The 20,552-nt window shown below is 34.6% G+C and carries 11 protein-coding genes; 1 reads left to right on the top strand and 10 read right to left on the bottom strand.

The window, feature by feature from the left end:
* Positions 1-57: 57 nt before the first annotated feature.
* From FLAVO9AF_RS02015 to FLAVO9AF_RS01980, 8 genes are all read right to left on the bottom strand, one after another.
* Positions 58-642, bottom strand: a complete 585-nt coding sequence (locus FLAVO9AF_RS02015) for an RNA polymerase sigma factor (RefSeq protein ID WP_159683437.1) — start codon at positions 640-642, stop codon at positions 58-60.
* Between the two features lie 268 nt (positions 643-910).
* Positions 911-1,669: a family 16 glycosylhydrolase gene (locus FLAVO9AF_RS02010; RefSeq protein WP_159683434.1), complete on the bottom strand. Its 759-nt coding sequence runs from the start codon at positions 1,667-1,669 to the stop codon at positions 911-913.
* 210 nt (positions 1,670-1,879) lie between these two features.
* Positions 1,880-4,174 carry a beta-glucosidase BglX gene (bglX, locus tag FLAVO9AF_RS02005; protein ID WP_236552260.1) on the bottom strand — a complete coding sequence of 765 codons (2,295 nt, stop codon included), beginning with the start codon at positions 4,172-4,174 and terminating at the stop codon, positions 1,880-1,882.
* Between the two features lie 64 nt (positions 4,175-4,238).
* The gene (locus FLAVO9AF_RS02000; RefSeq protein ID WP_159683428.1) at positions 4,239-5,873 is read right to left on the bottom strand and encodes a family 16 glycosylhydrolase; all 1,635 of its coding nucleotides are present in this window, start codon (positions 5,871-5,873) and stop codon (positions 4,239-4,241) included.
* Positions 5,874-5,885: 12 nt separating this feature from the next.
* Positions 5,886-7,508 (bottom strand): hypothetical protein, encoded by a 1,623-nt coding sequence (locus FLAVO9AF_RS01995; protein ID WP_159683425.1) that lies wholly within the window; start codon positions 7,506-7,508, stop codon positions 5,886-5,888.
* A 13-nt stretch (positions 7,509-7,521) separates the two neighbouring features.
* A complete protein-coding gene (locus tag FLAVO9AF_RS01990; protein ID WP_159683422.1) occupies positions 7,522-9,000 on the bottom strand; it encodes a RagB/SusD family nutrient uptake outer membrane protein in 1,479 nt (492 codons plus the stop codon).
* Between the two features lie 11 nt (positions 9,001-9,011).
* Positions 9,012-12,056, bottom strand: a complete 3,045-nt coding sequence (locus tag FLAVO9AF_RS01985; RefSeq protein ID WP_159683419.1) for a TonB-dependent receptor — start codon at positions 12,054-12,056, stop codon at positions 9,012-9,014.
* Positions 12,057-12,298: 242 nt separating this feature from the next.
* Positions 12,299-15,103 carry a triple tyrosine motif-containing protein gene (locus tag FLAVO9AF_RS01980; RefSeq protein ID WP_159683416.1) on the bottom strand — a complete coding sequence of 935 codons (2,805 nt, stop codon included), beginning with the start codon at positions 15,101-15,103 and terminating at the stop codon, positions 12,299-12,301.
* 192 nt (positions 15,104-15,295) lie between these two features.
* Here FLAVO9AF_RS01980 and uvrA point away from each other — a divergent pair, with 192 nt between their 5' ends.
* Positions 15,296-18,103: an excinuclease ABC subunit UvrA gene (uvrA, locus tag FLAVO9AF_RS01975; protein ID WP_159683413.1), complete on the top strand. Its 2,808-nt coding sequence runs from the start codon at positions 15,296-15,298 to the stop codon at positions 18,101-18,103.
* Between the two features lie 91 nt (positions 18,104-18,194).
* Here the strand turns inward: uvrA and FLAVO9AF_RS01970 are convergent, their stop codons facing one another.
* On the bottom strand, positions 18,195-18,491 hold the full coding sequence (locus FLAVO9AF_RS01970) for a hypothetical protein (protein WP_159683410.1): 297 nt from the start codon (positions 18,489-18,491) through the stop codon (positions 18,195-18,197).
* A gap of 247 nt (positions 18,492-18,738) precedes the next feature.
* Positions 18,739-20,430 carry a mechanosensitive ion channel family protein gene (locus FLAVO9AF_RS01965; protein ID WP_159683407.1) on the bottom strand — a complete coding sequence of 564 codons (1,692 nt, stop codon included), beginning with the start codon at positions 20,428-20,430 and terminating at the stop codon, positions 18,739-18,741.
* Between the last annotated feature and the right edge of the window lie 122 nt (positions 20,431-20,552).

Genomic DNA, 20,552 nt, shown 5'->3' with positions numbered 1-20,552 from the left:
TATAATTAGTGATTAGACTGATAATCAATGTACAACGGCAAATCTTACCTTTTAGTATCAATTCGTTAAAATAATTTGATGTTTGTCGATAACTTTTCTCAAATTAAGCAAAGCATATCGCATTCTTCCTAAGGCGGTATTGATGCTAACCCCTGTCACCTCTGAGATTTCCTTGAAACTCATATCTTGGTACATACGCATCATTACCACTTCTTTTTGATCATCAGGTAATTCGTTTATGATGCGACGAAGGTCTATTTCGACTTGAGAAGCGATCAATTGGTTTTCGATAGTTAATGAATCATCAGACATTACAGAGAAAATGGAAAAATCTTCGGTTTCTCTGTAGAGTGGCATTTTTTTGTTTTTTCTAAAATGATCAATAATGAGATTGTGGGCAATACGCATTACCCAAGGTAAAAACTTGCCTTCTTCGTTATAAGAGGTTGATTTTAAGGTACGAATTACTTTGATGAATGTATCTTGGAAGATATCATTCGCTACATCACGATCTGGAATTTTAGAATAAATGAATCCGAAGATTTTGGATTCGTGGCGTTTGATTAATAGTTCTAGTGCCTTTTCGTTACCAGAAACATACTCTTGAACTAAATACGCGTCGGTGAATTGTTTACCAGCCATAGTCTTACCTTTTAGTTTAGTTTTAAATTTGGGGAAATTCTCTAAAAAGTAATTTTGAACTATAGGCTTTATTAGTTTTGGTTAGTTAATGGCCAAATTTAACAAATTTTTATCTTAATAAACAAATAAAAAGCGCAAAAATTAAGCACTATCGTTAAATAAATAATAGAAAAAAGCCTGAATTCTTAAAAATAAGACCAGGCTTTTCTTGTTCAGCATTCTTTTATATAACTTGTTTTTGGAGAAAGTTATTCGTTTAAAAACTGATTTATTGATATACTTTGATATAATCAATATAAAAATAATCAGGTAGTGCCGCATCGTCTACTATTTGTCCACCAAAATTACCTCCAATCGCCAAATTGGCAAGGAAATAAAACGGTTGATTGTAGGGCCAAGTGTTTTCATTCTTTTCTTTGGGTTGAAAAGTGTAAGTTAATTGATTGTCTACATAGAAAGCAATTTTGTCTTTATCCCAATCGATAGCATACAAATGAAAGCCTTTCTCGATATCTGGAATGGTAGTTTTCTTAGTATTTATGGTATTTCCGTGACTGTCTTGTGTATGCAATGAATTAAAAATAACGTGTGGTTCACGGCCTACGTATTCTAAAATATCAATCTCACCACATTTTGGCCAACCTGCTTCTTTGAAGTTAGAACCCAGCATCCAAAAGGCAGGCCATAAACCATTGGCCACAGGTAATTTGGCTCTAATCTCAAATCGACCGTATTGGAACTCCTTTTTGCTTTTGGTATTGATTCTAGTTGAAGTGTATTTATTGCCTTCTTTTTTGGCTTTAATTACCAAATTCCCCTTTTCTATCGCGTGATTCGAATCGGTGTACAATTGTCGTTCATTGTTTCCCCAACCGCAGTTAGGACACCCATCACCAATTTCAATATTCCAGACTTTTTCGTCTAGAGTTTTTCCGTTAAAATTTTCTTCCCAGACTAGTTTTCGTTGCGTTTGCTGAGCAAAACTAAAACTCACCACTCCTAGTATTAGTATTATATACTTTTTCATCTCTAAAAATTAATTCGTTATTGTTTTACCCAGAGAGAGGGCAAATCATAAAATATAAAGCGTTGATTTAAACTTGTATTTCTAATTTTTTTCAGGTATCCTCATTAAAGAGTATACGTTCGAAGTAAAAAAAAACACCATTAAAAATTAATTCATCTTGCAGCAGTAATGAAAACGAAATACAAGTTAAACCAACTACTAACTCCTTTATTATTGGGCAAATTGAAAATCTGCCTGTAATGTTTGTGCAGAACTTCCGCCTACAAATACTTTGAAATCGCCAGCTTCAGCTTCCCATTTTGCATTGGCAGTATAGAACTCGATTGTTTTTTCATCAATCGTAAAAACTACTTTTTTGGATTCATTGGGCTGTAACTCTATCATTTCAAATCCTTTCAATTCTAAAACAGGTCGTGTAACACTAGCAAATAAATCCCTGATATACATTTGAACCACTTCTTTACCAGCCACTTTACCAGAATTGGTAACCGTAACTGAAACTTCGATTTTACCATTCGTTTTAAATGAAGGTGACGATAATTTCAAATCTGAATAGTCAAATTTGGAATAACTCAACCCGTAACCAAAAGGATAAAGAGGCGTGTTTTTTTCATCGATATAATGCGACCAAAAAACACTCTCTGGCTCATTTGAGGATGGTCTTCCTGTATTTTTATGATTATAGTAAATAGGAACTTGAGCTACATTTCTAGGAAAGGTCATAGGTAATTTTCCACTAGGATTGTAATCGCCATATAACACTTGAGCAATTGCGTTACCGCTTTGTGTTCCTAATTGCCAAGCTTCAACAATCGCTGGAATATGTTCGTCAGCCCAAGGCAAAGCCAGCGGACGACCATTATTTAAGACTAAAACAATTTTTGGATTTACGGCATAAACCGCCTCAAGTACTTCTTGTTGCACGCCTGGCAAACCAATATCAGTTCTACTGCGTCCTTCGCCAGATTGCAAACCGTGTTCTCCAAGAACCATTACCACGATATCCGCATTTTTGGCAGCAGTAATTGCCTCTTCAAAACCGCTTTTGTCTGTAATATTGATTTTGGTTTCAAAAACAAACTTTGGTTCTCCTAAAGCTACATCGGCGCCTTTTGCATAGGTCAACTGATTGTCTTTGTAAGCTTGTAATCCTTCTAAAACAGAAACTGCGGTATTGTCATCGGCTGCAATACGCCAACTACCCAATGGACTAGTTTTATCTGCTGCAAGTGCACCAATTAACGCTATTTTTTGACCTGATTTCTTAAGTGGTAAAATCTCATCTTTGTTTTTCAACAATACAATTGATTTTTTAGCCATTTCTAAAACCTGTTGATGGAATTCAGGTTTACCTACAGTCGCTTTTTCATATTCCTCGTTGCAATATTTATATGGATTATCAAATAAGCCTAAAACAAATTTGGTTCTCAAAATACGTTTTACAGCTTCATCGATGGTGCTTTCTTTTACTTTTCCTTCGCGAACAAGCTGAACCAAATGCTCTACGTAAGCACTAGATTCCATATCCATATCAGAACCCGCATTTATAGCCAACTCGGCAGCGTGTTTTAAATCTTTTGCATAACCGTGCGCTTGCATTTCCATAATAGAACCCCAGTCAGACACCATAAAGCCTTGAAATCCCCAATCTCCTTTTAGGATTTTTCGCTGCAAATAGGCATTACCTGTTGCAGGAATTCCATCCAATTCGTTGAAAGAATTCATAAAGGTTCTTACGCCAGCATCGACCGCAGCCTTAAAAGGTGGAAAAACTACATTTTGTAAAGTAGATTCACCAATATCGACTGTGTTATAATCTCTACCAGCTTCTGCAAAAGCATAACCAGCAAAATGTTTAGCACAAGCCAAAATGTTTTTATTGCTACTAAAATCTCCTTGGAAACCAACTACTCTAGCTTTGGCAATCAAACTTCCAAGATATGGGTCTTCGCCAGCACCTTCCATCACTCTACCCCAACGTGCATCTCGAGAAACATCTACCATTGGTGCAAACGTCCAGTTGATTCCAACAGCCCCAGCTTCTTCTGCAGCCATAGCTGCCGATTGCTGAATGGCTTTTAAGTCCCAACTCGCCGATTCTGCCAACGGAATGGGACTAATGGTCTTATACCCGTGAATTACGTCAAAACCAAATAATAAAGGAATACCCAATCGAGTTTGTTCTACGGCAATTTTTTGTAGCGTTCGAACTTCTTTTACTCCTTTTACATTGAGCATCGAGCCTACTAATCCTTTCTTTAAATTTTCATATTTTTTAGCGGCTTGACCTTCTTTTGGTGAAGGACCCGTAACATCCCAAAAACCATTGTATTGGTTTAGCTGTCCCACTTTTTCCTCTAAAGTCATTTTCTTTAATAAAGAAGTAACTTTTTTATCTAAACTAACTGCCGAAGCAACGGGTTTAGTTTGAGCAGTTATAGAACCGAGGTTTAGACCTGCAATAACTAAGGCCATTACAAGTTGTTTTTTCTTTGTGAGTATCATAAGCTCGCTATTAAAAAATAGAAGATTGATTGTGAATCAATCTTCTATTGGTTTAGTTTATAAATTATTGGTATACTCTAATGTAATCCACTTCCATAGTAGATTGCGTAAATGCTGGATCAATTGCTCCACCAAAGTTCCCACCCATAGCCACATTCATTATCAAGAAAAAGTCTTTATTGAACGGCACTGTGTTGTTGTTTGCAAAAGAATGAAATAATTTATCATCTACATAAAACTTTATTGACGATGGAGTCCAAATGGTTTTATACACATGAAATTCTGTTGATGCATTGGCAATTGTAGTACTACCAGTGTTTCCATTTCCACCAGAATTTCCTGGGTAATGCAACGTTCCATGAATTACATTTTGCGCATTGCCTACATGTTCCATAAAATCGATTTCACCACAAGCAGGCCAAGAATTTGTTTTATAATCTTGTCCCAAAGACCAAACCGCAGGCCATGTTCCCCCACCAGAAGGTAACTTGGCTCTAAATTCAACTTTACCATAAGTGAATTCATATTTATCTTCAGATTTTAAACGAGCTGAAGTATAAGTAGAACCTTCTTTCTTAGCTGTGATTTTCAGCATTCCACCTTGAACAACAACATTTGTAGCACTATTGGTATACGTTTGAGATTCATTATTACCCCAACCGCCAGCTCCTAAATCATACCCCCATTTGGTTGCATCTGGAGCACCATCGGTATTGAATTCATCTGACCAAACAAGATTAGTATAATCTGTTGGTCCAGTGGCTTGTCCTGGTGGAGTTGTAGTAAAAATATGGTACCATGCCAAAAATGCATTGCCACCCATTACCGCTCTTACCACCATACGATTTTCAGTAATTGATAAAATTTCATAGGAACTACTACCTATATAATATCCCATAAATCCATTATCTGAAAAATTCATCACTGTTCCGCGTGTTTGCGTAGCTGCATTTGGATTTTTGCTAACAAATGATTCTGATGGACTCAAAATAACCGTTTTTAGTCCACTCGTATCTAAATCTCTACAAGCATCATCACCTCCGCCAATAAAAGCACCGTTATAATATGTTTGTCCCTTATTGTCTAAATTAAATTTCAATTGATCGCCTGCAACAGAGAAAGTCATCACGCTGTTATACAAACAAGTAGATGCTTTTTCATTAGCCGCTGCACCATAGAAAGCTGGGTAATAATTTTGGGTTCCAAAATTGGCATCCGTATGCGAAGTATTTGGTCCCACGCCTAGATGACCTACTTCTGATTGTGACCAATACCATTTTTTCGAAGAACCACCTGTTAAAAATTTAATAGCCTCTTCATCTTTGAAATTACTAAAAACGGTAACTTCAACAGTAGTATTAGTAGTGATTCCCCCTTTTCCACTTGCCAAAACAGTTACGGTATAAGTATTTGTTCCTGGTTTTGCAAAGCCTTTTTCAAAAATACCACTTGGGGCATTTTGAGAAGTTCCATCACTAAAAATGTATTTGTAAGAAATCGCATTATCAGCAGTGGCTGTAAAAAGCACTTTTCCTGATCCATCTCCGTTGGGAGCAGTAGCAGACTTACCTACGATATCTACTTTTACCGCTAAATTTGTAGGAGCATCCAAAGAGCCGAACTCTACATTATCGTCCTGACAATTTACCATAAGTAGCAGTAAAAAGGCAGCTGTTATATATTTTAAAATATTTTTCATTTTTGAATAGTTTTAGTTGGATTGTTTGATATCATCAAAATAATAAGTAGCACCAGTTCCATTCACACCAAAATCAGGGAATAAAATCACTCTGTCGTATTTATTGGACGTGCTAAATGCACCGAAAGAGGTAAGATCAAACGTTAATACTTGCCATGAATTTGCAACTGTAGTAGTCGCTTCAACCTCTACAAAAATTGTTGGATTTCCGTTACCATCTTTAGGAGAAGTAGAATCTTCCATTTTGAATAAAATCTTAGCACCAACTTTAGGCGACCAAACAGTCACTTTTACTTTGGTTCCTTTTGTAAAATCTACTGTAGAGTCAAGATTTAAACTAGCTCCAGCCCATACTTGTGCTCCTGAGGGTTTATCTATTTTAACTACTTTGTTAGACACATTTGCTCCTGTTTTATCTGGATTATTGACTACCGATGCTGGAATCGCACCAAAATCTGAAGCTCCAAACCCACTCCAAGCATAAGTTATACTGGCTTCAAAATCGATTGGCATTTGAATAGTTTGTGTTGGAGATTTATAGAAGTAAATGTTATCTATGAATACTGAGCCTTTTGCCCATGGCGTTCCAACAAATTTCAATTGAAAAATATCAGCTACCGTCAATCCTTGGCTTGTAAATGCTGAAATTGGAATATCAATACTTGTCCATTGATTCGCTACAAGATCTTTCACTACTGGTTTTTCACCATTGGTTTTACTAATCAATGAGGTTTCAATTTTTTCCAAATCGGCAGTCCAAACATCCATATGAATGTACTCCATTCCTGATACGTTGATTGTTGTTCCGTCAGCCAAAGCAATTCCTTGATAACTCAAATTAATGTAGTTTAGCATCTTGTCTCCATTCAAATCAAACTCAGCCCAACTACTACCTTGACCTCCTTGTCCCCAATCTGGGAAGAAATTTGTTCCTGCAACATTGGTGTATTTTGAACCGTAAAGAGAGATTACATCTCCAGCTTGTCTGTTAGGAGGCGTAGGTGCTGAGGCACTTGGTTTATTTACTACCGTAACTGTAAAGTCTGTTGAATATTCTGTAGTTTTTATAGCAGCACTTTTAGAAACCACACGGATTTTATAAACTCCTGCAGCTTGGTACGTATAAGAAACCGATTCACCATTGTTTACCGAAATTGGATCTGGTTTTCCTGCTTCACCAAAATATACATCATAAAACAAAGCAAAATCTGCCGTCGCTTTTACTGTAACTTTTTTAGAAACCGTCAAATCATTTTCGATAGTAACCACAAGGTTTTCTGGTGCTCTAAAAGCTACTACTACTTTTTGGATTACTTCTGTTCTTTTTCCGTCAATGGTAGTTCCCACAATTTTGGCGTCATACACCCCTTCTTTGTAGATGTGATCTACAGTACCACCTGGAGAAACATATCCTGGAGTTGTTGTTCCGTCTCCGTAAAAAATTTCATATCGAGTAACCCCTTCTCCTCTTGGCAAGAAAGTTACTTTTCCAGTATTGTCTTGAGTAACCGTTGTTAAAGCGGATATATTTGCTGGAGCTCCAACACTGCTTACATCTATAAGGTCATTTTCGTTAGTACAACTTACTATCAAAATAAGCGCTAACATGCTTAGTATATAAACTATTTTTTTCATCGTTTTTTATATTTTAGTATCCAGGGTTTTGTTGCCAATTTCCGTTTGAAAATTGAATTTCTTCAATAGGTAAAGGGAATAATTCGTTTTTACCAGCAGTAAATCCTGGAATTTTTCCAGCTGCTTTACCAGTTCTAACCAAGTCAAAGAAACGATGTCCTTCACCCAAAAGTTCTACTCTTCTTTCTGCCAAAATAAAATCTGTCAAAGCTGCTCCAGAAGCTGTAATGTCGTGATTGGTATCGCCAAAAGCACGACGACGTACTTGATTCAAATACAATCTAGCTTTGGCATCATCAATTCCACCACGGCTGTAAGCTTCGGCAGCCATTAATAGTACATCGGCATAACGAATCGCTCTGTAGTTGTTAGGATTGGTCAAATTCAAATCTCCCGCTGCATTAGCACTTCTTTTTCTTGGTAAATATTTTCTATTGAAATACCCAGTATGTTCATTTCCTTTACCAAAAGTAGCGCTAGTACTAGTTGCCCAAGCCTCGATGTCTAGTATAGCTACATCTTTTCTTCGGTCACCAATTTCGAAAGCATTGGCCGCTTCTTTTGTTGGAACATTAAAACTAAATCCAGGAGAAAAAACACTACCTGAATAGTTTCTAATACCATTAAACCCAACTGCTACATTCCCTTCACTACATTGTAAACATCCAAATCCAGCTCCTTCAATATCTGTATATTGTACTTCAAAAACAGATTCTGCATTGTTTTCACCAGCTTCTTCAAAAATGGAATTATAGTCTGTAACTAAAGAATAAGTATTAGACGTAATCAAACTCTCTAAAGTACTTGCTGCCTGAGTGTATTTGTTTTGATACAAATACGCTTTTCCTAGTAAAGCTTGTGCAGCACCTTTGGTAGCGCGTCCTTTTTGAGAAGGAACAGCAGCTAAATTTGCCGAAGCATAAATCAAATCCGCTTCAATAGAAGCATATACTTCTTGGATTGTAGCTCTTTTGATTGTTTTCTCATCACCAACTTTAAAGCGAGCATCACCTTTCATCGGAATACCTCCAAACCATTTTACCAATTCAAATTGGTAGTAAGCACGTAAGAAACGAGCTTCTGCAATGATCTGGTTTTTGCCTGAAAAATCGGTTTTGTCTTTGAATTCCAAAATGTAATTGGCTCTTTGAACCCCAGCAAACATCCAGTTCCATAAATCACGTAAATTACTATTTACGGGCGTATGAATCATATCGTCTATTTGTTGAAAACCTATCACATCAGTTGGACTTTCTCCACCGGCAAGTGTGTTATCTGAGGCAATTTCACCCAACAAAACATTCACATAAGATGATTGTAATAAATCGTAAGCGGCTACAAGTGCTTTGTCATAATCGTCTTTAGAATTAAAATAATTTTCCGAGTCTATTGAGTAAGCAGGAGAACGATCTACAAATTCATCCGAACAAGAGGTAACTGTAAGTGTCATAACAAATACGGTTACTATCGTAAAAAAAAGATACTTTTTCATTGTAATTGCAATTAAAAATTAATGTTTAGTCCAAACAAATAAGTTCTTGGAATAGGATAAAATCCATAATCAATTCCACCTCCAATAGGCGCTCCATTTGAAGCTCCTGGATCGTAACCTTTGTATTTAGTAAACGTGTACAAATTGTTTACACCAGTATATATTCTGAATTTTGACACTCCAATTTTTTCAGAAACGGTTGGACTTAAAGTGTATCCTAATTGAACATTTTGTATTCTTATATAAGAAGCATCTTCCACAAAATAATTCGAGAATACATTATTTGAGGTAGCTCCTGTAGTTACTCTTGGCGTTGAATTAGTAGAACCCTCTCCCGTCCATCGATCCAATACATAATTCAATCGATTTGCATCAGACAAAGTTCTTTCGTAATTACGGACCATATCATTTCCTACTGAAGCAAAAGTATACACTGCTAAATCTAAATTTTTATAGTTTACTTGCATATTGAAACCCATCGTAGCTTCTGGAATTGGATCACCAATATTGGTTCTATCATTAGCATTGATAATTCCATCTCCATTGATATCCACATAGCGCAGATCTCCAGGAGCAGCATTCGCTCCTAAAGCAATTTGAGATGGATGAGCATCGATTTCGGCTTGATTTTGAAAAATCCCATCTGTTTTGTAACCAAAGAAATATCCAATTGGCTTGCCAACTTCCATTCTTGAAGGAGCGGGTTGTCCTACTCCAAAAGATCCTCCTTCAATAAATCCTGTTCCGTTATCAACAGCCAAAACTTCATTTTTAAGGAAAGTCACATTGTATCCTAAACTTAATGATAAATCATTAGTAAAAGTATGTTTGAAATCCATAGAAAATTCAACTCCTGAATTTCGTACTGTACCTGCATTCAAGGTTGGCGCTCCAGCTCCTGGTGCAGCAATTCCACTAATACCCGACACAGGGATATTTGGGATTAATAAATCTTTACGAGTATCGATAAAGTAGTCTGTAATAATAGAAAGTTTATTGTCGAATAGCTTTAAATCCAAACCAACGTCAAACTTTCTGGCTTCTTCCCATTTCAAATTTGGATTAGGAATTTGACCATTCGCCGTTCCATTTACCAATACTCCATTAAACACATAAGTAGCTTCACCTCCTAATAAACCAACATAACCATTGTTTGGAATTTGGTCATTTCCTAGAGTACCATAACTAGCTCTTAATTTCATAAAATTAAGCGTTTTGGATTCTCCATAAAAAGGTTCATCTGAAACAATCCAACCTGCGGTAAATGATGGAAAGTAACCTACTCTGTTGGTAGGTCCAAATTTAGTAGAAGCATCACGTCTTAACATAGCTGATAATAAGTATCTTCCTTTGAAATCGTATTGAATTCTACCAAAGTAAGACAATCTTCTTTCATCATATACATAAGAGCTATTAGTTTTAGCATCTAATGTTCCTGTGGTCAATGAAATATCCGCGAACTCCCAAGAATTATTTGGTACATCATAACCTGTAGCGAAAAGTCCATTCCCCCATTCCTTGAAGATGGTATTTCCTATAGTCCCCACAAAACTGTGGTCTTCTCCAATTTTTTTGGTATAAGTTCCAAAAATATCAAACGAGTAATTATTGTCATTTACGGCACCTTGTGTTATAGAGCTACGTTGCACATCAAAAACTTTACCTCCATAGTTTACTTGTTTAGCGAAATCTTTGGATTCACTATTAGAGGTATTAAAACCAATAGTACTAGAAAGCACAAAACCATCAAATAATTTATAGTCTAACCCGAAATTACCATTCAATTTCTTAAAGCTATAATCGTTGTAGGTGTTGTCTATTTGTGCCAATGGATTAATAATTTCAGTACCTAAACCTGTTGTGCTTGGCACTAAAGTAAAGTTACCATTAGCATCATAAGGTTTTAAAGTGGCGGGAGTGTTCAAAGCATTAAATAATACCGAACCCAATCCATTCTCATTTAAAGATTTTCTATTAAAATAAGTATAGATAACATTCGTTTTTAATTTCAATTTATCCGTCAAATCTGCACCAATAGAAACTCTGGCTGTATTTCTCAAAAATCCAGATTTATCAGTACCAACAATACCTTCTTGATCCAAGTGAGAACCACTGACTGCATATGTCATTTTTTCAGATCCCCCTGAAATGGAGATATCGTGATTAATGATTGGAACTCCTGTACTGAATACTTCTTTTTGCCAATTGGTTCCTTTACCTAAACCTGTAACATTTGGATAAGGAATGGTTTGACCACCATTAGCATAACTTTCGTTCAATAACAAAGCATACTCTGTAGCATTTAGCGTAGGCAAAGTTCTCGTGGTTTCTTGAAAACCTACATAAGTATTGAAATTGATTTTTGTTTTTGCGTTCTTTTTTCCTGTTTTAGTAGTAATCAAAATTACCCCATTAGCACCAATAGTACCATAAATGGCAGCTTGTGCATCTTTCAAAACAGTGATGGTTTCGATGTCATTAGGGTTGAGCAGTCCTAATTCACCAACATAACCGTCAATAATAGTGGTTGGTCTATTTTCACCATTAGTAGCAATACCACGAATACGGATATCTAAAGCGGCACCTGGTGAACCTGACTGAGTCGTCACATTTACCCCAGAAACGGTTCCTTGAAGTGCTTGTTCAACTTTTATTGGCTTAATTACATCCAAAGCTTTGGCATCAAGAACCGAAACAGCACCTGTAACTTCTCTTTTTTTCTGGCTACCGTAACCAATAACTACAATTTCTTTCAGTTGACTGGCTTCTTCCTCCATTTTTACTACCAATGACTCACTTCCTTTAACAGTGACTTGAGTATCTAAATAACCAACGTAACTAAAAATAAGTACTGCATTGGTTGGGACCTTGCTCAACTTAAAACTTCCATCAAAGTCAGTTGAAGCACTTTGTGTTCCATTTTTTACCCTCACATTTACACCCGGAAGTGAGGAGCCGGATTTGGTATCGATTACCTTTCCATTGATTTCATTCGTTTGTGCATAACCCAAAGAGGCCAGCAAAATGAATGCAATTACTACTAGTTTAGATTTCATAATATTTTGGTTTTGTATTGAATCCTAAAATTACTACAACTACAACGTGATAGTTAAAAAGTAACCTCTACAAAAAACATACAAAACAAAAAAATTAGCTTTTATTTAAGTAAACAGCAAAAAACAAGCGTGTTTATTAAGAAATACATATTGAAACTTGTTCTTAAAAAAAATAAAAAAAAACCACAAACAATAGAGATGTTGTGGTGTTGTATAGGTAAAAAGTTGCTTTTTTTTAAAAACTATACGGTTAAAATGTATTCTACTAGCCCTTGTTCATGTGGTAAATCCATTTTTTTACGCAAACGATATCTTTTTATTTCTACACTTCGTACTGAAATGTTAAGTAATGGAGCAATTTCTTTGGAAGAAAGATTCATTCTTAAATAAGCACATAGGCGCAAATCATTTGGAGTAAGGGAAGAATGTACTTGTTTTACCCTCTTTAGAAAATCTTTATCGACACTATCAAATGCTTCTCTAAATACTTTCCAAGAATCCTCTTCGGTTATGTTTTTATTAATGGTAGAAATTACAGATTTAATATTCGAGGTTTCACTTTGTGCAGTTTTCTTTAAATCCTCTTTTATAAAAGCCAATAATTCATTTTTACTATTCAAACTCATTGTAGAAACTGCCAATTCACGACTTTTTGAATCTACATCTTGTGAAAGTTGTTCATTGCGTAAGCGCATTAACTCTTGTTCGTTTTCTAATTCTTTAATTTCTAATAAAAGGTTGTTCTCTTCGATTAATTTGGCTTCTTGCTTTTCATAATAATTTTTGTAAGCCTTATGAATATAAAATACCAAAACAACAAATAATACTAAATAGATAATTACAGCCAAATTGGTAAGGTACCAAGGTTTTAAAACGGTAAAAGAATAAATAGCTGTATTTTCTAACAATGTGTTCGAAAACTTAGCTCTAACTTTAAATACATAGTCGCCTGGTGGTAAATTTTTAAAATTAACAGCAGAACGAGAACTCCATTTACTCCACCCTTCTTGAAAACCTTCAAGTAAAAATTGATATTCGGCATTGATATACTTATTGTATTCAGGTACCGTAAAATTAAAAGCGATGTTATTTTGCTCATAATTAAACTTCCCATCTTCCGGAATAGCATAGTTATAAGAACCTTCGTTCAAACGATTTACAGCAATGTTCGTAATGGCTACTTTATAATTTTTAAAACTCAAATCATTCAAATTCAAAGTATAGTAACCATCAACTGTTCCTATGAGGAAAACAGAATTTGAGAGTTGCGTACAATTCTCATAACCCAACATAGAGTTCGTTAATGAAGCTGGAATCGGAATTACATTATCCTTTAATTGATTACTCAATTTACTTAAAGATAAGTAATGAATATAGTTCTTAGTAAATAACCACAATCTATTGGAATCAACAATCATTTGACCTGAAGTATATTCATCTTTGCTAAAAACAGCGCTTAATAAAGGGTCTTTTATGAATTGCTTAGTTTTTGAGTTCAACTTAAAAATTCCTTCCTTGTAGGCATAATAAATTGAGCCGTTGAATTGAGCTAAACTTGCATTTTTCCCTTTTTTAGGGTTGGAATAGGTGTAAAAAGGAGCTGTTTTTGTCAATTCTTTATTCAATTGTAAATGAAAAACACCTTTGTATTCGTGGCTTATGTATACTTCAAGACCTTTAGTGATTTCAAAACTTTTGGCTGAATAATCAAATCCAGCTATTTTGTTTTTAAACACCCACTGATTATTAACTTTTTGAAGTAGCGAAATCCCATAATAATTGCCTTGCAACAAAAGGTCTTTCCTATTAGGTACTGGACTAAACTTCCAAGTACCAGAACTTTTAAAAATAGGAACGGCAGTTCCTCCTTGAATTAAAAAACTACCTGAATCATGTCCACAAAACAATTCTCCATTCCACTCAAACAAGGACCAAACTTGTCCCTTAGTTCCGTTTATAAACTTAAACTCTTCATTAGAATAATAATTTTTATAAAAAAGCCCCTGATTGGTCCCTACATATAGCTTTCCTCCTAAAAGTTTTGTAGCATAAACAGTACCCAAAATCCCTGTATTATCAGTAAAACTTTTGATAGGAGACTGCAGGTTGATACAATTGATACCATTGTCTAAGCCAATCCATAAATTTTTATCAGCATCTTCAAACAAGGATAAGGCCGTATTGTTACTCAATCCTTTGGTTTGTGATATATGATGCTGGAGTTTTCCGTTTTTATCAATTATAAAAACACCATTAGAAACTGTTCCTACTGCGAAACTTCCATTAGACAGTTGTTGACTATTATAAATATTATTTGCAATTAGCTGATGGTCAACTTCGGTTACAAATCGAGAAACCGTCTGATTAATTAGAGTATAAAAACCGTTCCATTGTGTTTGAATCAAAAGTCCTTGATCTACAGCGAATACATTGATAATTTTATTGTTTTTCAGTACAGGGTCATTCGAAACCAAACTTTCTTTTCCACTAACAATTTCAAATAGTCCATTCGAAACCGTTTGGTAGTATATCGCATTTGAAGTTCGATAAGATTTTAAAATACCGCTTTGGGGAGCAATTACTCTAAAAGTTTCTTTTTTAGAATCATAAATAAAAATTTTATTCAATGATTGAAAAATAATCCATTGGTCATAATTCAAAATATTCCAAAACTGCTCATCCTCTTGAATTTTACTTTTAATCTTTTTGCTTAATGAGGTATAGTGCAATTGTCCATTTTTTTTGCGTAGCCAATAACCAAATTCCATATAACAGCCCGTATAAATTCGTTGTCCAATTACTTTTACAGAACGAATAATTGTTTCATTGGGTGATGGGTACAAATCCCATTTAGAACCATCAAAAGTGAGTAAACCCTCATTATTGGCAAAATATAAATATTGATTTTGGTCCTGAGAAATCATCCAATTCTGATTGCCAGCACCATAAGTATTAGGTGCATATTTTACAATTGGTGGCAATTCTTGAGCAAAAAACTTGATGACCGAAAATAGTGTTACTAGTAGTACCGCTTTTTGTAATCGCATAGGATAAATTATTTATGTAAAACTATAACTTAATATTATAAATTCTAAATAAATCAGCAGAAACAAAAGATTCACAACACAAAAAACAAATACCATAGCGCCTTTTTTAATCAAATATGGCTAAAAATTGTGATTCGTTCAACCTCAACAAACAGGGCAAAATTGATTACTTTTGTGCAAATTCATTTTACTATGCCGATTGAACTTTCTACTATTGACCCAAAGCAAAATATCATCATTAAAGGTGCTCAGGTTCACAACCTAAAAAACGTGGATGTTGTAATTCCAAGAAACAAATTGGTTGTAATTACAGGACTATCTGGCTCCGGAAAGTCAAGTTTGGCTTTTGATACGCTTTATGCAGAAGGACAACGTCGTTATGTCGAAAGTTTATCTTCTTATGCAAGACAATTTTTGGGCAGATTAGACAAACCAAAAGTAGAATACATCAAAGGGATTGCTCCCGCTATTGCAATTGAACAAAAAGTAAATACAACCAATGCACGCTCAACTGTAGGTACCTCAACAGAAATCTATGACTATATCAAGTTGTTGTATGCACGAATTGGACGTACCTACTCTCCTATTTCTGGTCAAGAAGTAAAGAAAAACACAGTAACCGATGTGGTTAATTGTGTTAAGGAATTAGCATTGGACAGTAAATGGTTACTCCTAGCACCTCTACATATAGAGGAAGGCCGAAAACTGCAAGATAAATTAAAGATACTTCAGCAACAAGGTTTTGCAAGAGTGCTAGTCGATCATGAAATGCTTCGTTTAGACGATTTCATTACTTCTATTGCCGACAAAAAAGAGAAAGAGTTAGAAAAATTAACCATCGAACTTATCATTGACAGGATTGTAGTAAAGAATGAAGAAGAGTTTTACAATCGATTGGCAGATGCGATTCAAACGGCTTTTTACGAAGGAAAAGGGGAATGTTTTTTACAAGAACTTAACCAAAATAATCGTTTTAGCTTTTCTAATAATTTTGAACTGGATGGTATTTCCTTTTTAGAACCAAACGTTCACTTATTTAGCTTTAATAATCCCTATGGCGCTTGTCCCTCTTGTGAAGGTTACGGAAACATTATCGGAATAGATTCAGAACTTGTTATTCCTAACACCACACTTTCTATTTTTGAAAATGCCATTTACCCTTGGCGAGGAGAAAGTATGAGTTGGTTTAGAGATGAATTAGTCAAAACCGCATACAAATTTGATTTTCCAATTCACAAACCTTATTTTCAACTCAGCGAAGAACAAAAAGAGTTATTATGGACTGGTAATCAATATTTTCAGGGGCTTAATGATTTTTTCAAAGAATTAGAAGAAAAAAATTATAAAATTCAAAACAGAGTGATGCTTTCTCGTTATAGAGGCAAAACCAAATGCCCTACATGCAAAGGGAAACGTCTTCGCCCAGAAGCATCCTATGTTAAGATAAACCACAAGACAGTGTCTGATCTTGTAGATTTACCAATAAAAAATCTAGTCGATTTCTTTAAAGAAATTCAATTGGATGAATATGAAAAACAAATAGCAAAACGTTTATTGATTGAAATTAATAATAGATTGTCTTTTTTGACCGAAGTAGGATTGGATTATTTGACCTTAAATAGAAACTCGTCAACTTTATCAGGTGGAGAATCACAACGTATTAACTTAGCTACATCTCTTGGCAGCAGTTTAGTAGGGTCTATGTATATTTTAGATGAACCCAGTATAGGCTTGCATCCCAAAGATACTGAACGCTTAATTAATGTATTACTTTCATTACGAGATTTAGGAAATACAGTAATCGTGGTAGAACATGATGAAGACATTATGAAAGCTGCCGATATGATTATTGATATTGGTCCTGAAGCAGGAACATTAGGTGGAAGCTTAGCAGCACAAGGAACATATGCTGAAATCCTCAAAACAGATTCGTTGACAGCTAATTATTTAAGTGGTATCAAAACTATTGCAACTCCTAAAAAAAGACGTACTTACAAGAATTTCATAGAAATAATTGGAGCAAGGGAAAACAACCTGCAAAATATAGATGTCATCTTTCCATTAGATGTACTTACCGTTATTACAGGCGTATCTGGAAGTGGAAAAAGTACTTTAATCAAAAAGATTTTGTTTCCTGCTATGCAAAAAAAGCTAGAAAACATTGGTGAAAAAGCAGGGCAATTTTCAGAAATGAAAGGTTCCTTTTCTCATATTAAACATATCGAATATGTTGATCAAAACCCTATCGGAAGAAGCTCCCGTTCTAACCCTGTAACGTATATCAAGGCTTATGATGACATTCGAGATGTATTTGCAAAAGAAAAATTATCAAAAGTTAGAGGATACCAAGCCAAACATTTTTCTTTCAATGTAGATGGTGGTCGATGTGAAACTTGTAAAGGTGAAGGAACCATCAACGTAGAAATGGTTTTTATGGCTGATGTGCAATTACCTTGTGAAACTTGTAATGGGAAACGATTCAAAAAAGAAATTTTAGAAGTTACCTTTGAAGAAAAGAACATTCACGATATACTTACAATGACAATTGATGATGCCATTGTTTTTTTTACAAAACATAAACAAAATAAAATTATTCAAAAACTACAACCTTTACAGGATGTTGGTTTGGGGTATGTACAGTTAGGACAATCCTCTTCAACTTTATCCGGTGGAGAAGCACAACGTATAAAATTAGCCTCATTTTTAGTTAAAGGAGCTACCAAAGAAAAAGCCTTGTTTGTTTTTGATGAACCAACCACAGGTCTTCATTTTCACGATATCAAAAAATTATTAGCTTCTTTTGACGCTTTAATAGAAAAAGGGCATTCTATACTTGTCATCGAACACAATTTGGATTTAATAAAATGTGCCGATTGGATTATTGATTTAGGTCCAGAAGGTGGGCAAAATGGAGGAAAAGTTTTAGCTGTGGGAACACCTGAAGAAGTCGTTAAAAATAAAAAATCTGTAACAGCAAAATACCTAAAAGAGAAACTATAGTAAACTAAAGAGGTACTCAAAAAAACAGCCACGAATCAAGTAATAAAATACTAGAATTCGTGGCTAACTTTTATTAAGGAATTAACTAAATCTAACCCATATAGCAATTTTCTTGAAATACATTTCCTTCTTCATCTAGGCCAACAACTATCTTTTTAGCCTTTGAAATATGGCTCAAATAAAGCCAGACAATAGACCAAATCCCTAAAGTAATACAAGATAATTTAAAGTTTAATTTGTGATTTACCCTTTGTGGTTTTTTAGATAAAACAGCGAAAGGCAATGCATCATTACGCTCTTCTAAGATAAATCCTTCTTCTAATTTAGAATTAATAGATTTTGTAAATATGGTTAAATCTTCTTGGTTCAATGGTTGGTTATTTTTCATGCTTTTTTGGTTTTAAAGATTAAAATCCATTTCAATAATTAGATATTAATTTTTCACAAATTTAACTTAGTTAAAAAGCATGCACAATACCCACTTTTAGTGATATTTGAAATTACAGAGTATTAAAAAACATAAAATACTATAAATCAACACTTTATACAAATTGATAAATTTAAAAATTAGATAAACAGCAATAAAATCCGATAAAAGTAACTCGAAGAGAATAAAGTCTTAAACTTTATTTAAACTATTTCTTATTTTTATAATCATTACTTATCTGAAAAACGGACGGCTGATAATCTCTAGATAAGTAAGACTCTGGGATAGTCGTATGATTCCCATCTCTCAATGCTTTATAATGTGGTGACATAATTTCTATACCCGCTTCATTAAAACAATCCTGAATGTTTTGATGCAAATTTGAGTAGATAAGTGGCTGCTTTGTAGCTTCTTTGGTGTAAGCATTAATTTCATACGATACATAAAAATCATCTAAACTGGTTTGTAATACAAATGGTTTGGGTTCTTTCTCAATCAAGTCTGTACGATTTGCTGCTTCAATTAGGGCTTTATGCACTTCACGCCAAGGTACATCATAACCAATCGTTACTGTGGAATGAATCACTAATCCATTGGTATTAGTTCTGGTATTAGCAGAGAAATTTATAGATGAACTCGACAAAACCGTCGCATTAGGAATAGTTATATCTTCCATTTTAGGAGTTCTAATTCGGGTGACAAGAGCTGTTTTTTCAATTACAGAACCACTAACCTCGCCAATTTTGATAAAATCACCAATCTTGAAAGGTCGCATATAAGTAATTACTAATCCAGCTACCATATTGGCAATTGCATTCGAAGAGCCAATAGAAAACAAGATACCAACAAAGACGGTAACTCCTTTGAAAATAGGCGAATTTGAACCTGGCAAGTATGGAAAAAGAATCACTAACATAAAAGCATACAGCAATACTCTTATGATATTAAATGTCGGTTTAGCCCAATCGCTATAAAATCCATCGATATTGATGTTTTCTTTTTGAATTTCATCTACAAAATACTTCACTATTTTTAAGGCATAATGAAACAAAACAACAATTACGATAATAGAAAATAAATTAGGCAAGAAATCAATAAAACTTACCAAAGCAAACTTGGCAGGTTTCATAATCCAATGAATCAGCGTCGTTGTATACCCCACAGTTGATGGAAAAACGCTAAAAAGCAAGGGTAACGAGAGATATATTATAAAAATAAAAACTATGGTACGAATGATTCCAATGATTCGCAACGTAAAATAGAGCTGGTTGGCTGGTGATAAAATGTGAAAATTCTTGATTAAAATGCCTTTGAAATATTTTTCATCATTTCGGATTAGGAAATATTTAAACTTTCGAAAAACAACGTTTATACCAAACAAGAGTAAAGCAATACATCCTATAAAAAGAAGTTCTAGCGCTATGCGTTTGATCCATTTGACTGGGGCGTTATTTTCTTTTTCTTTTACGATAGCTTTGGAAATGATTCCAATATTTTGCTGCGCCAAAGATTGACTGTCTTTACCAACAGTTTTGGCATCTACCGTGGTGATAGACATAATAATAAAGGCTTCTTTGTAAACGATATCAAGCGTAATATCGGCTGGAACAATTTTTAGGGAATCGGCTTCGAACAAAGGGTCGCTGTAAATTTGTCGGATTCTGTCAGCAATTGCTTTGGCTCGTTTCTCGGGAGAAAACCCTCCTATTTTATTATGAATAAAAAACAAGGTATCCTGAAAAGGTGCTACTGGATAACTATCCTTAAAAGTAACCACATTCACTGAATCAGTAACTTTTGGAGTGGTTACAACGGGCTTTACTTGTTGTTTTTGCGCCCACAAAACAGAGGTTAAGGTCAATGAAATTAATAGAATTCTAAAAGCTTTCAAGTGAATCATAGAAGATGACTGTATTTATTAAAATAAGCTATTGATTTCTTTGTAATGAAAGCAAGAAAGCTAAATGCTTCCTTTTAGCCCCGACAGCAGCGGCATCCTTTGCTTTTTTCTTTAAGAAGCAA

This window comes from Flavobacterium sp. 9R, from assembly GCF_902506345.1.
Lineage (GTDB): Bacteria > Bacteroidota > Bacteroidia > Flavobacteriales > Flavobacteriaceae > Flavobacterium.
Note: the sequence above shows the minus strand (reverse complement) of the source record. Positions and strands in the feature narration are given on the sequence as shown.